Source organism: Mongoliibacter sp. (assembly GCF_007692705.1).
Taxonomy (GTDB): Bacteria; Bacteroidota; Bacteroidia; order Cytophagales; family Cyclobacteriaceae; genus Mongoliibacter.
This window is the reverse complement of sequence record NZ_REBN01000220.1, coordinates 1-14,835: the sequence shown is the minus strand read 5'-3', so window position 1 is coordinate 14,835 and position 14,835 is coordinate 1. Positions and strand designations below refer to the sequence as shown.

The following is a 14,835-nucleotide window of genomic DNA, read 5'->3' as shown; positions in this document are numbered from 1 at the left end:
ACGAAGGATCAAATTCTTGAAAGCATCATTTGACATTTTTATAAAAAGCATTTTAAATATCAACACCGACAATTAAATACTCGCAAGAATATGTTTAATTAAAATCCATCAAACATATTGTAATTAATTCAAAAACTACAAATAAAACTAATCCTAATGTTAAATTTATTGGTTTGGAATAACTCAACGATAAGGTTTAAAATAACTTTAAATGATTATATAAAACCTTGTCAATAGACCTTGTTTTTCTATTTGGAGGAATACTGATGAAAAATTACCGAAGTATCCTTGAATCTATATGCCACCCATATCCCGAATCCTAATTTTAAAAGACTTGAAAAAAGAGAATTACCTAAGAAAATAAAATATAAGTATAAAAAAAAAGTCTGTTCTTTTTGAAACAGACCTTGTAACCTTAAGATAATTCTGACCAATCCCAATCTTCATTCATCTGCTTTATGGCATGATGTGCAGTGAGATCATATTGACAGGGAACAATGGAAACATAGTTATTTCCTATAGCCCACTCATCATTATCTTCTCCCTTGTCAAAATTCACAAAGTTACCCGCCATCCAAAAGTACTTTCTCCCATTAGGATCGAATCTTTCTGAGAACTCTTCTTGCCATTTTGCATGAGCTTGTCGGCATACCTTTACACCTTTAATTGCCTCATTTCTTTTTGGAGGGAAATTAACATTTAATGCCACCCCTTTAGACAAGCCATGATCCAAAACTTGCTTGGCAATTTTATACACATATTCCTCAATATGACTAAAATCGGCCTTTGAGGAGTAATCGCACAAGCTGAATCCTATGGAAGGTAAGCCTTCCAAAGCACCTTCGATGGCTGCGGACATTGTTCCAGAATATAGTACGGAAATAGAGGTATTACTACCATGATTAATTCCCGAGACCACCAAGTCGGGAGTTTTGTTCTTTAAAACGTAGTGTTTGGCCAATTTGACGCAATCAGCAGGAGTACCACTAGATTTGTATGCTTCTACACCTTCAAAAATATCTTCTTCATAAAGTCTGAGTGTTTCGCCTATAGTAATGGCATGCCCCATACCAGATTGGGGACTATCTGGTGCAACTACAATAACGTCCCCCAGCTTTTTCATAATATTTACTAATACTCGGATTCCCTTCGAAGTGATGCCATCATCATTCGAAACCAGGATTAAAGGTTTATTTGTCATAAAAATTATTTGATTTGATTATAATAGGCTGTAATTCTTAAAAGGTCACCCCTCTTGTCATGTGATAGTCTATTTTTTCTCATAAATAAATCTACTTCATCAGCCCTGTCTCCAAAGATGTCTAAAAGTTCTTTTTTCTTTTGCGAATACCTTTGGATTTTTCCGTCTTTTATAAAATAATAATTAAAAGCCAACTTATACGCTCCTCCAATTTGAGGTCCCCATAGGGGATTCATAGCCATAGGACCATAGCCCATACTCCTGTTATCTACTACAATTTGCTCGCGACAAAGCAATATAGCATCTTCTCCCTCTGTCAGGATTTCGAAAAAAACCGGTGTCTCATAATCACCCGAAAGAGAGAAGGGAAGCGTGAAAAAAGTCCTTATCCCACCATATTGTTCATCGAAAACTTCAAATTGCTTGACATTGGAGGATGTGAAAGTCTCAATCCCTTGATTCTGAAGTTGTACCAAGTTATTTTCAAGATCATACTTGACCATGCCTTGATAAACAGTCCCACTATTCATCTGAATTTGGCCTTTATGCCAAACTTGAGATGGAAACTGACCCTGTCCAGATACACCAAGACTGATTAGAAATAAACTTATAAAGAAGAATATGCTATTTCTCATACAAAACTATATTTGATCTCTTTCTAAGTTAACGAATCCTAACTTAAATAAGTTGGTCTGTACAGCTCTTTATTGCTTTAATACCAAACGAAAGACAACAAAATTACTTTTTCATGATGGAATGCCCCATCTTGTCCCTTTTAGTTGTCAGGTACTTTTCATTATGGGGATTAGACGCAATTTCAATTGGTATTTGTTCTATAATCTCCAAGCCATATCCCAAGAGGCCAACCCTTTTCGTAGGGTTATTTGAAATCAACCTGATTTTACTCACATTCAAATCTCTTAAAATCTGAGCTCCTACACCATAGTCTCTGTTATCCATAGGAAGACCAAGTGCTAGATTGGCTTGCACGGTATCCATCCCCTGTTCTTGGAGTTTATAGGCTTTTAGCTTATTGATAAGACCTATCCCGCGCCCCTCTTGATTCATATATAAAACAACTCCTTTACCTTCTTCTTCTACCATCTTCATAGCACTGTGGAGTTGTGGACCACAATCGCATCTACAAGATCCAAAAATATCGCCAGTTATACAGGAGGAGTGAACCCTTACCATTACCGGCTCATTCTCTTCCCAGGTACCTTTGATCAATGCCATATGGATATCATTGGTGTTGGTTTGCCTAAAAGCGATGAGGTCAAAATCTCCATGATCCGTGGGCATTGCAACGCCAATTTCACGCTTAATTAACGATTCATTTTTAAGTCTATATGCTATTAGATCTTTGATGGAGACCAGTTTCAATTTGAATCTTTCGGCAACTTTGACCAAATCCGCTAGTCTTGCCATGCTGCCATCTTCATTCATAATCTCAACCAATACACCTGCAGGAGATAAATCTGCAAGCCTTGCAAAATCTATAGCAGCTTCAGTATGACCTGCTCTTCTCAAAACACCGCCCCTCTTGGCCTTTAAAGGAAAAATATGTCCAGGTTTTCCCAACTCATCAGGATGAATGCTGTCATCTACCAAAGCCTTTATCGTTTTTGCCCTGTCACTTGCTGAAATTCCAGTAGTACAGCCATGTCCCACAAGGTCTACAGAAACTGTAAAAGGTGTTTCATAAGCTGCGGTATTATTGCCGACCATCAATTCAAGACCAAGTTTTTCGCATCTATCTTCTATTAAAGGAGCGCAAATCAAGCCACGCCCATGAGTAGCCATAAAATTGATGATCTCTGGAGTTACTTTTTCAGCAGCACACACGAAGTCACCTTCATTTTCACGATCTTCATCATCAACTACAATAATTACTTCACCATTTTTGATGGCTTCAATAGCTTCTTCTATTGAGTCTAATTTAATATCTTGAGACATAGTAGTATTTAAATTCTATTTGGGTTTAGAAAACGCCAAAATTACATTCTTTTTCAGGTTAAACAGTGTGAAAGCATTTAAAGTTTGCCTTAGAAGCTTATGACTATACCCAATTGTTTGTCAATTTCAACCTGGTATTGCTTAAGTTCCATATAGATAGAAATACGCTCATTCATTATATTCTCATCCATTTTTTCCTGCTCAGCTTCTTTGATTTTGACCTTTGCCTCTTCCATCATTTTTTTGATCACTTTTTTCTTTAAATGCAAAATACTGTCATAAACAGTTTTAGCTAAATCATCTGCTTCATTATGGGTGAAAATCTGAAACCTGGATTCCCACAATGTGGACAGTTCATATTTCCTTGTAATGAGGTTGATAACTTCTTTCTTTACTTCAGAATCATCATGTTTTAAAAAATACTCTGGTTGGGGAAGATGGTTATTGGCAAGTGCTTCTTTGTAGATTTCCAGTATTTTTTGATATACAGGGGTTTCGAATTCAAGCTCGTCCGTTTCTTGCAAAAGGTAATGACAAACATGAAGATCATCAGAAACTAGCTCAAAGCCATAATTTACCAATAAACGCAACATCTCCCTTTCCTGTAGCTGCAAAATATCTACGATCGAACTTTCCTCTTTTACAGGAAGCAGTTCTTCAAAGGGAGTTTCCTGAATTTCTCTCTTTTCTTTAAAAAAGTCGTCCTTCCTACCTTTGAGGTAAATTTTATTCAATTCTGTCTGAATGATTTCCTCATCGAGACCTAAAAGTGAAGAAGACTTTTTGATGTAGACTGTCCTGATTATCGGATCGGGAATCTTGGAAAGACTTTGGACAACCTCTTTGATCAAGGCAGCCTGTTTGATAGGGTCATTAGCTGCTTCTTCTTCATGCAGGCCAATTTTAAAAGAAATAAAGTCTTGGGAATTGTTTTCAAGATAATCCTGGAATTCTTGGGCACCCACTTTTCTGGCATAGCTATCCGGATCTTCACCATTAGGGAAAACTACAGCTTTGACATTCAACCCTCCTTCAAGAATCATATCAATACCTCTTAAAGAAGCTTTTATACCAGCTGCATCACCATCATATAATACCGTGATATTATCAGAAAATCTTTTGACAAGCTTGATTTGACTCTCAGTCAATGACGTTCCAGAAGACGCAACCACATTTTCAATCCCTGCCAGATGCATAGATATGACATCGGTATAACCTTCCACCAGATAGCAATTATCTTTCTCCCGAATTGATTTTTTGGCCTGAAATATCCCATAGAGGACATCTGATTTGTGGTAGACCTCCGTTTCTGGGGAATTGATGTACTTTGGCTGCTTCTTATCTTGGGTCAGAATCCTAGCACCAAAACCTATGGGTTTTCCTCCGAGGTTATGAATGGTGAAAATGACCCTTCCCCTAAACCTATCGTAAAGACGTTGTACATCTCCTTCTTTTTGTAGAATCAGACCAGCTTTAAGCAGTATTTCGTCAGTGTGTCCGTCACCTTTTGCAGCATCATAAAAATGATTCCAGCCATCTAGTGCATATCCAAGATCAAATTTTTCAATGACATCCTGATTAAACCCTCTTTCTTTGAAATAGCTTAGGCCTATCGCTTTTCCTTCCTCTTTTTGAAGATTCTTGGCAAAAAAATCTTTGGCATAATTGAGAACGATGTAAAGACTTTCACGTTCATTGTAGGCCTGAATGGCCTCTGGTGTCTGTTCTTTGTCCTCCTCTATTTCAATGGCATATTTTTTGGCAAGGTGCCGAATGGCTTCATTGAAACCAACTCCTTCGATATCCATGACAAACTGTATTGGATCCCCTGCTTTTCCACAGCCGAAACACTTATATATTTGTTTGGCAGGAGATACTGAAAAAGATGGGGATTTTTCATTGTGAAATGGACAGCAAGCCCAAAGATTTTGCCCCTTCTTTTTCAAGGGTACATAATCATTGACCACTTCTTCTATATCTGCTCTTTCTTTGACTTTTTCTGTAGTCGTTCGACTGATTCCCATTACACCTTATTTCAATTTTCAAAGATAAAAAGTATTGCTTCAAAACATAGGAGGAAGTCCAAGCGAAACTATTTTACAAATCCGAAAGTTCTAAGCTAAACGTATCTTAATCCATTAGCTTCTTTTAAATTAGAATTATTATAAACTAAATTGCGAAGCATTAAGCTCAAATATAATGTCAATCAATAAAGAAAGCGTACTCAAAGCACTATCAAAAGTAGAAGATCCTGATCTGAAAAAAGATTTGGTAACACTTGGAATGATTCAAGGCATAGAAATAGAAGGTAACCAAATAAAGTTTAAGGTTGTACTTACTACACCTGCCTGTCCACTCAAGGAGGTAATCAAAAATAACTGTATAGAAGCTCTGAATGAAAGTTTGGGTTCTGATATAGAACTTGATATCACCATGACATCAAACGTCACGACAGCCAGAAGTGATGCACCATTGCTTCCAAAAGTGAAAAATATCATAGCTATAGCTTCGGGTAAAGGAGGAGTTGGAAAATCCACTACTTCCAGCAATCTCGCTGTTGCATTGGCCAACAAAGGCGCAAAAGTAGGTCTTATAGATGCCGATATATCGGGTCCAAGTATTCCCACTATGTTTAATGTGGAATCAGAACAACCCATGGTCAAGCAAGTGGATGGCAAAAATGTAATCTTGCCCATAGAACAATATGGCGTTAAACTAATGTCAATTGGTTTTCTGACCCCAGCGGAATCCGCAGTAGTTTGGAGAGGACCTATGGCCAGTTCAGCATTGAAGCAGTTTATTGGAGATGTGGAATGGGGCGAACTTGATTACTTGTTGATTGATCTACCTCCAGGCACATCAGACATCCACCTTACAATGGTTCAAACAGTTCCTGTAACAGGCGCAGTTATAGTGACTACCCCTCAAAAAGTAGCGTTAGCTGATGCTACCAAAGGTCTGACCATGTTTAAACAGCCACAAATTAATGTGCCTGTTCTAGGTGTTGTAGAAAATATGGCTTACTTTTCCCCTGAAGAACTGCCGAATAATAAATATTATATATTTGGGAAAGAAGGCGGGAGAAAGCTAGCTGAGAAATATGAAGTACCCTTTTTGGGTGAAATACCGTTAGTACAAAGCATAAGGGAAAGTGGAGACACGGGTTATCCTGCAGTATTCAAGTCAGGAATAACGGAAAAAGCATTCAGTGAACTTGCTGAGAATGTAGCTAGGCAAGTAGCTATTCGAAATGCCGAAAAAAATAAAACTGAAGTAGTTCAAGTCAATATATAATAAAATGAAGGCCGAATTAATTGATAAAGTAGAAAAGGCATTGGATACCATAAGGCCTTATTTGGAGGCTGATGGAGGCAATGTAAAAATAGTAGAAATTACCGAAGACAACATTTTGAAGTTAGAGTTAACTGGAACATGCAGCTCCTGCCCAATGTCCACGATGACCCTAAAAGCGGGGGTTGAAGAAGCTATTAAAAGGGACATTCCAGAAATCATTAAAGTAGTGGCGGTAAATGTTGCAGTTGCGTAAAACAGTTCAATTTTTGAATAAAATTATAGGAATAAGGACAAGTTTAATTTTGTCCTTATTCCTATTTTTATTTGTATCAGTAGGGTATTCCCAACAATTTTTTGGACAGGTATATCAGCATGTTCATGATGAGAAATGTGCTGCCTTACCTATGGAAAAATATATTGAAGAACATGTAGGAGTCGTGGGTTCAAGTGAATATTTTGAATCATGGATGCAGGGACAATTAGAGGAAAGAAAGAAGACTCCTTCAATTCTGAGGAGTTTAGAAGATGAAGTCCGCATTATCCCTGTTGTTGTGCATATTGTCCATAATGGGGAGGATATAGGTGTAGGAACCAATTTGCCTGAAGTCCAAATACTTAATCAAATCCGCACGTTAAACGAAGATTTCAGAAGACAAAATCCCGATGCAGCAAATACTTCCCCCATTTTCAGAGATGTTGCAGCTGATTCTAGAATAGAGTTTGTTTTAGCTAAACAAGATCCTGAAGGACTTCCAACATCAGGAATAATAAGGGTACAAGGCACAAAAAATAGCTATGCGGCGGTTTCAGATGCCCAGCTTCTAAGCCAGTTTTCATATTGGCCAGCCGAGGAATACCTAAATATTTGGGTTGCCCCAGTCGCTGGAAATGTATTGGGTTGGGCAAGTCCGCCTATAGCAGATTTGCCAGGCCTTGGAAGTATTGTTTTTCCAAGAGAAATAGATGGAGTATATGTCACTTCCTCATGGTTTGGAGAAGGTGGTAACGCTAATCCGAGTGCAAGGGGTCGTACTTTGACGCATGAAGTGGGCCATTTTCTTGGTCTAAGGCATATTTGGGGCGACGGGAATTGTAGTGTAGATGATTTCGTTGATGATACTCCAAATCAAGATGGGCCTAATTTTGTATGCAGGATTGACAGCCCGCGTTTTACCTGTGATAGTCAGGATATGACCGAAAATTATATGGACTACACTACTGATGCCTGTATGAACATTTTCACCCAAGGTCAAGTAGAAAGATTCAATGTAGTGTTGGCTAATAGCCCTCGAAGATCAAGTTTGATCAATAATAGGGCAACTGTTGAACCTGAGCTTTTCCCTAATAATCTTTCAATTGACAGGTTGATCAATCCTGCTGACCTCGTTTGCGATTTAACAATTATCCCAGAACTTTTACTGAGAAATAGAGGAGAAAACACTATTACTTCAGCACGCATAGAGATCCTTTTGAATGGTAATTTAATAGAAACCAAAGACTTTGATTTGAATTTAGCTCTTGGAGATACCACGTTAGTCACATTTTCACAAATTGTACTCTCGGGAAGCAATGATGAGTTTGAGGCCAATATCATAAGGGTAAATGATGAAGATAATCCAGAGACAGTTAGTAAAACAGTAACTTCTTTTCCTGTGTTGCAACCCAACATAGATTTACCTTATACCTTTGACTTTAGAGATTTAGATGATTTATGGATAATAAGAAACCCAGATGACAGCATAACTTGGGAAGTTGGAGAGCTGAATATTGATGGCAACATTCAAGAAGTATTGCAATTAAGGAATTATGAATATGAAGCTTTTAACCAGCTTGATTTCCTTATTTCTCCTCAGATTAACCTGAATGAATTCCCGAATACCCAAGTCACATTTAATATGGCTTATGCCCCCTATAATGCTCAAGGTTTTGGAGATGATCTTATAGTAGCCATTTCCGATGATTGCGGGAATACTTTCCTTATCGATAGCGCTCCTTATAATAAGGATAGGCAGTTTTTGCAGACTTCTTCCCCAACACTTGATTTCTTTATTCCAAGTCGTGAAAATCAATTCAGGAGAGAAATAGTAAATCTTGCCCCATTTGCTGATCTGGGAACTGTCAGAATAGCTTTGATCAATAGGAATGGATATGGGAATAATATTTACATCAAAGATTTGGAAATTCTTGATGAAGAATTTTATAGATACAAGGTTGATCTATTGGAGTTGGTGACACCCTCACCCGTATCCACAGGTGACCATGAACAAGAAACTATCAGAGCTGTAAATACAGGAAACTTACCCATTGATGCTTTTATATTTAGAAGACGGCTTGGTAATGCCAATCCTCAGTCCTTCATAGGAAGAGGAATTGGTTTGGGTCCAGGAGATAGTTTAAATATCAATTTACCTAGAGGCACTTTGGGGTCGGATATTAGTAGGCTAACCTATACAGTAGATTTCCCTAATTTTGACCAAAACCTAGATAACTCTGATGATATCACCAGATTTATTTTGACAAACTCTAATTTTACTAGGGTTCCTTTCAGGCAAAACTTCAATAATACTGTTGTCATTTCACCATGGGTTGTAATTAACCCAGAAGGCAACAACAATAACTGGCAATTAACGCCTCTACAATCAGGTGAATCTGGTTCTAACCTTATCCGACTTGAAAACCCCGAAGAAAATAATTCATATTGGATGGGTTCTCCAATATTTGACCTCTCTGATCAAAGGCAGGCGTCTCTATTCTTTGATTTTGCTTCGGGTCAAGTAACGGATAATACTACCCTTAAAGTACTCGCAAGTAGAAATGGTGGTAGAACTTATAGTGAAGTTTCTTCAAAATCAGGTTCTGATCTCAATACTTCTCAATCCTCTGAGGCCAATCCAAATCAAAGGGGAGATTTTGAAAGACAATTTGTCAATCTTACCGATTATGCGGGAAGTGAAAATGTCCGAGTAGCTATTGTTTTGGAAAATTCCAATGAAACAAACGGGACTGCATTTATCGATAATATAGAGTTTTTCTTGTCTGCAAATCCTGAACCAGTAGATCCTGGATTAGGGAACACTATCATATACCCCAATCCCGCTAGGGATGTATTCAACATTGTGTTCAATCTACAGACATTTGAAAATGTAAATATTCAAATCACTTCACCAACAGGTCAATTGGTACACGATGTTGATTATCCGAACACATTAAACCAGACTTATACATTTAGCTCTCAGCTATTTTCCAAGGGATTATTTATCGTTAGAATTACCAGTAATTCAATCACAGAAACAAGAAAATTGATCATTCACTGATATAAAAAATCACATATTGAGGGCCAGAAAGCAATAATATGTTTTCTGGCTTTTGGTTTATAAATAATTTATGGCTGATTTCTTGCGAGCTTATTGATAGATTTGCACAACAAAATATAAATTAATTTTACCTTTATCCGTTAGTCCTTTAAAATAAGCTCTCAAAAGCTAGAATTTAAGAAGCAGTGAAAAAAATAGCAATCCACCTGGTTTTAGTCATTACGGCAGTTATCATATTTGCCTTTATATTTTTGAAAATATTCCTTCCCTCCTATACCAATCATGGTCAGACTGTATCTGTCCCTGATCTTGAGGGATATGAATACCATGAACTTGACAATTATCTCAAGGAAAGAGATTTGAGGTATGAAGTAACGCTGGACAGTGGCTTCAACAATGAACTAAAGCCATTGTCAGTCATGAAGCAAAATCCAAAACCAGGCAATAAAGTAAAGAAAGGTAGAAAAGTTTACGTCACGCTTAATGCTAAAAATGCACCTTTGATCAAAATGCCAAACCTGGTAAATAGCCAATTAAAAAATGCTCAGGAAATCATTGGGAATGTAGGATTGGTAAGGGGTGAAATCGTCTATGTTCCGGATATAGGTATAAATGTGGTTTTGGAGCAAAAATATAGAGGAAGAAACGTCAAAGAAGGATTTGAAATACCAAAAGGCTCTCAGATTGACCTAGTAGTTGGCGATGGTCTGGGCAATCAGATCTTGGATGTCCCCAGCTTAATTGGTATGGATGAAATTGATGCCGAATTCCTGATAATTGGCTCAGGTCTAAGGATGGGTAAAATCAATTATGTTCAGACAGATTCAGTCCCTCAGGGAATCATCATTCAACAAATCCCTCCAGCAGGTGCAGAAGTAAAAACAGGAGAACCTATTGACGTATGGATTTCTGATCTGAAAAAAAACACAGATTTCTAAAATGATGAAATGCATGTCTAATACTTCTTATTTGATACTGATGCTTTTCCTAAGTATCAATCAAGAAGTTTTGGCACAATTTCAACAATTGCCTACCCCAATTTATACTTCTAAATCAAGTAGTGAAAACCTTAGGCAATTTGAGGAAAAACTCTCTCTTCCTTTTTGGGATGACTTTTCCAACAAAGGCATTGACAGTACCAAGTGGATCAATGAAGGGGCAACGCACTCTTTTACTGTAGCCAATGCAGCTCCATCCTTAGGTGTACTTCTTTTGGACGGTGTTGATGAAAATGGCAGACCCTATTCCAATGTATTGGTAGAACAGGGAGATACCGATGCCATCAGCTCCAGGGTTATCGATCTTTCAGGAATAAGTTCTGAAGAAGAAAATTCAATATTTCTCAGCTTTTTCTGGCAGGCAGGTGGTAAAGCAGAAATGCCTGACATCAATGACAACCTTTCCCTAATGTTTAGGGATACCTTAGGCAATTGGATCACAATGTGGGAAATAGCGGGGGATTTACCTGCAGAACAATTTTTCTTCACCCAAGAAATCATACAGGTCGGCCCTGATTTTCAGCACCAGGATTTTCAATTTAGGTTCCAAATCAGTGGACGCGCATCTGGACCCTTCGACAGTTGGTTGATTGATTATGTCTATTTAAATAAAAATCGGTCATCAAATGACCTTTTTTACCCTGACAGAACACTTACAAGAGACAATTTGAGGCCCACAAATAAATATTCTGCCATACCACTTTTTGAAGCCCAGAATATTGACGGTGAATTTTGGGGAAGCACAGGGAATGAGTTTAAAAATCTAGAAAATAGGTTTAGGGCCATGGAGTATAGTGTGGAAGTCCGGGATAAAAATAACAATTCAATTATATCTAGGGTCAATAATAACACTCCTTTCAACCCCGTACCATTAGGCTCTGAGAGGCGAATTTTCGATAGCAATTCTATATCTGAAATTCCTTTCCCAGAAGAAGAGACTGACTATGAATTTACCACATATATTAGTTCTGGTGACCTCAACCTCTTTCAAATAGTAAATGGAGATAGTGTTTTCTTTAACGACATCAACCTCAGGGTCAATGACACCGTAAGGTCTGTGATTTCCTTTAGGGATTACTTTGCTTATGACGATGGGAATATAGACTATTCAGCAGGAATCAACCAAAGATCAGGAAGTCTTGTAAACAGGTTTGAGACATCTATAAATGCTTATGTCAAAGGCATCAGCATTAACTTCACAAATCAAAGTCAGGCGAATCAAATCATAGATTTGGCTATTTGGCAGGATCTTCAAGAAGACCCTATTTATGTGAGGGAAGTATTTATTCCTGAGGAAGATGGATTGGATGATTTTTCTTATTTTGAGTTGGATGAGAACATTAGGGTCAGCGAAAGATTTTTTGTTGGTTTCACACAGTTTACCAATGAATTCATCCATGTAGGACTAGATAAAACCTTTGATAATGGTCGGGAAATTTTTTATAATGTGGCTGGGCCATGGCAACAAAATGAGACGGTTGAAGGATCATTGATGATTCGTGTGCACCTTAGTGAAGATCAGATTGTAGAAGAAGAGAATACTGAAGAAGAAAGTAATCTTAGAATTTATCCAAATCCTGTCTCAGATAGGTTATTTGTAGAAGGTGCAATTGATGATCTGTCAGTATATGATCCGTATGGAAGGCGGTTGGACTTGCCTATAGAATCAAATGCTGAAGAAAATTTTATTACTTTTACAGGACTCCAAAAAGGTGTTTACGTATTAAAAGTAATTCAAAACGGAAACAGTATTTCAAAAAGAATTTTAGTAAAATAGATATGGAAGACATTACAGTATCAGAATTGAGAGAAAAATTACAGAGAGGTGAGGATTTTGTCTTTATAGACGTTAGGGAAGAATGGGAGTATGAAGAGGACAATCTAGGTGCAAAAAACATACCTTTAGGACAATTGCCACATGATCTTGAAGAGCTTGAGGAGTTTAAAGAAAAAGAAGTGGTAGTCCAGTGTCGTTCAGGAGCCCGAAGTGGAAATGCAAAAAAATTCCTCGAAACTAGGGGTTTTAACAAGGTTAGAAACCTTTTAGGAGGTATTATGGCATATCGAGAAATGGAAGAGGAAGAAGGTTAAGGGGAATCATTACCTTCTCAAGACACACTTTATGAAATATTAAGGTGTGTTTTTTTATTCCATTATAAAAGGCTGTGGTGTAAAGCAAAGAATGAAAATCACAAGTGCCAACCAACCTAAAATTTGCCTGCCTTGGTCTAATTTCTTATGTCCGCTGACTTCAGGATGTTCGATTCCCATTAACCTTCCGAGAAGTAAGCCAAACAGCAACCAGCCAGAGTATCCTTCAAGTCCTACCCATACATTCACCATAATATATTGTACAGAGACAATCGAAAGGATTATTGCCCATTTCGTTTGTGTAGGCAGACTGGTTTTACGGTAGCAAACATACAGAAAACCTATATAAAGCGGTATTCTGATCAGTAATTCATCTATAGAATGAAAGGGATTGATTATTCCCAGACCAGCATAAAAGATAAAAGCAGTATATGCTATCAATGATATTAGTTTATGGTTTTTAGGAAATAAACCAAAGACAATATGTCCCCCATCCAATTGACCTATGGGAAGCAAGTTCAGGGCAGTAAAGAACAATGCCAAGTATCCTGCAAAGAGATAAGGGAAATGGATGATTTCAGACATTACAGGCATTTTTTCAGGGTCAGCCAATAGTTTTTCCATTCCAAGAAACAGAAGGTTATAGCCTATTTCCAAATTGATATACCCATCTTCCGCAGAATGACCTTCAAACTCAGGATCCAGATACTCCGGATGAATTTGATAAATATAGTCTGCATCCGGAAGGTTTGTAAATCCATAAAATAAAACTCCTATTGCAATGACAAATCCAGCCAGTGGCCCTGCAATTCCAATATCAAAAAATTTCTTCCGGCTATTAATGAAGCTCTTCATTTGAATGATAGCTCCGAAAGTACCAATGGATGGAGCACCCAAGAATCCAAGCCACCCTGGAACAAAATACGGTAATGAAGATTTGACCCTGTGATATATAGAGGTGAATAAATGACCTAATTCATGGATTAACAAGATTCCAATAAAGGGAATAGAAAAGTGTAAGGATTTTAGAAAATATTCCCAATTGAGAAAATGTTCTTCCTTGCCCAGAATAGATCTTCCAAAAAGCCATTCACCCCCTGCAAATGTTGTTGCTACTAAAGTAAGTATGAACAGCAGCCCATGCTTAAAATACTCCTTTTTACTGTACATCCTGAAAAAATTCAATCAAGGCTTTTGGATGAGTAATTTGTATGGCTTTCATGCCAGTTTTTTCAGCCCCTTTTATATTGGCTTCAAGATCATCAAAGAAGATGGCTTTTCCCGGAACTACGTTCAGGGTCTCCAATACTTTTTCATATATAGCTGTATCTGGCTTAGCAAGCCCCATCTCATGACTAAGAAATACTTGGTCACAGAGATCATTTATGGTTTTATGATCAGATATCTCCTGCAACATTTCATTGAATTTCACAATATGGATGTCGTTGGTATTACTTAAAATGGCAGTTTTATAATGCTTTCTTAAGGATGCCAATAACTTTAGCCTTTCCTGAGGGATCTTTCTTAGAAGACTGTTCCATACATGATCGATTTGTTGATCAGACCAATTCTCTTCGTATAGATTTCTAACAGCATTTCTGAATTCATCATTGCTGATTAATCCTTTTTCATATTCTTTATGAAAAGTAGAAGGAAAAAACCTAGAGGTGAGGCAATGTTTTTCTTTGGGAAGTATTTTTTTCAACTCATTGATACTGAAATCATAATCTATGTCGATGATAACGTTTCCCAGATCAAAGATCAAAAAATCAATTTTATCCAGTTTTTTCATTTGAAATCAAGTTGTAAAATTAAAACCAAATATGTAACATTGCAGTCCCAAAAGCAAGGTTACATGCTTAAAAATCGGGGCCTATAGCTCAGTTGGTTAGAGCTTCTGACTCATAATCAGGAGGTCCCTGGTTCGAGCCCAGGTGGGCCCACAAGGCCGGAAAGAAATTTCCGGCCTTTTTTTATTATT

General features: G+C 37.5%; 12 protein-coding genes and 1 tRNA gene. 7 read left to right on the top strand and 6 right to left on the bottom strand.

Annotated features, from left to right (window positions below):
* Positions 1-415: 415 nt before the first annotated feature.
* The 4 genes from surE to dnaG all read right to left on the bottom strand — a co-directional run bounded on the left by surE (position 416) and on the right by dnaG (position 5,181).
* Positions 416-1,201: a 5'/3'-nucleotidase SurE gene (surE, locus tag EA341_RS15580; RefSeq protein WP_293016091.1), complete on the bottom strand. Its 786-nt coding sequence runs from the start codon at positions 1,199-1,201 to the stop codon at positions 416-418.
* Positions 1,202-1,206: 5 nt separating this feature from the next.
* Positions 1,207-1,836: a hypothetical protein gene (locus EA341_RS15575; protein ID WP_293016090.1), complete on the bottom strand. Its 630-nt coding sequence runs from the start codon at positions 1,834-1,836 to the stop codon at positions 1,207-1,209.
* 103 nt (positions 1,837-1,939) lie between these two features.
* Entirely contained in the window at positions 1,940-3,157 is a 1,218-nt protein-coding gene (locus EA341_RS15570) for a bifunctional 3,4-dihydroxy-2-butanone-4-phosphate synthase/GTP cyclohydrolase II (protein WP_293016089.1), read from the bottom strand.
* A gap of 89 nt (positions 3,158-3,246) precedes the next feature.
* Complete coding sequence (gene dnaG, locus EA341_RS15565) at positions 3,247-5,181, bottom strand: DNA primase (protein WP_293016088.1); 1,935 nt, start codon at positions 5,179-5,181, stop codon at positions 3,247-3,249.
* A gap of 175 nt (positions 5,182-5,356) precedes the next feature.
* On the opposite strand from dnaG, the gene EA341_RS15560 reads away from it, so the two are divergent.
* From EA341_RS15560 to EA341_RS15535, 6 genes are all read left to right on the top strand, one after another.
* A complete protein-coding gene (locus tag EA341_RS15560) occupies positions 5,357-6,451 on the top strand; it encodes an Mrp/NBP35 family ATP-binding protein (RefSeq protein WP_293016087.1) in 1,095 nt (364 codons plus the stop codon).
* A 4-nt stretch (positions 6,452-6,455) separates the two neighbouring features.
* Complete coding sequence (locus EA341_RS15555) at positions 6,456-6,704, top strand: NifU family protein (protein ID WP_293016086.1); 249 nt, start codon at positions 6,456-6,458, stop codon at positions 6,702-6,704.
* Between the two features lie 49 nt (positions 6,705-6,753).
* Positions 6,754-9,765: a M43 family zinc metalloprotease gene (locus EA341_RS15550; protein ID WP_293016085.1), complete on the top strand. Its 3,012-nt coding sequence runs from the start codon at positions 6,754-6,756 to the stop codon at positions 9,763-9,765.
* 185 nt (positions 9,766-9,950) lie between these two features.
* Positions 9,951-10,703 carry a PASTA domain-containing protein gene (locus EA341_RS15545; protein WP_293016084.1) on the top strand — a complete coding sequence of 251 codons (753 nt, stop codon included), beginning with the start codon at positions 9,951-9,953 and terminating at the stop codon, positions 10,701-10,703.
* A 13-nt stretch (positions 10,704-10,716) separates the two neighbouring features.
* Entirely contained in the window at positions 10,717-12,540 is a 1,824-nt protein-coding gene (locus EA341_RS15540) for a T9SS type A sorting domain-containing protein (protein WP_293016083.1), read from the top strand.
* Between the two features lie 2 nt (positions 12,541-12,542).
* Positions 12,543-12,854: a rhodanese-like domain-containing protein gene (locus tag EA341_RS15535; protein ID WP_293016082.1), complete on the top strand. Its 312-nt coding sequence runs from the start codon at positions 12,543-12,545 to the stop codon at positions 12,852-12,854.
* Positions 12,855-12,908: 54 nt separating this feature from the next.
* On the opposite strand, the gene EA341_RS15530 is transcribed toward EA341_RS15535, so the two are convergent.
* Positions 12,909-14,024 carry a site-2 protease family protein gene (locus EA341_RS15530; protein ID WP_293016081.1) on the bottom strand — a complete coding sequence of 372 codons (1,116 nt, stop codon included), beginning with the start codon at positions 14,022-14,024 and terminating at the stop codon, positions 12,909-12,911.
* Positions 14,014-14,646, bottom strand: coding sequence for an HAD family phosphatase (locus EA341_RS15525; RefSeq protein ID WP_293016080.1), 633 nt, complete (start codon positions 14,644-14,646; stop codon positions 14,014-14,016). The genes EA341_RS15530 and EA341_RS15525 overlap by 11 nt, the downstream gene beginning before the upstream one ends.
* A gap of 77 nt (positions 14,647-14,723) precedes the next feature.
* Between EA341_RS15525 and EA341_RS15520 the strand changes: the two genes are divergently transcribed.
* Positions 14,724-14,797 (top strand) — tRNA-Ile (locus EA341_RS15520).
* The last annotated feature ends 38 nt before the right edge of the window (positions 14,798-14,835 follow it).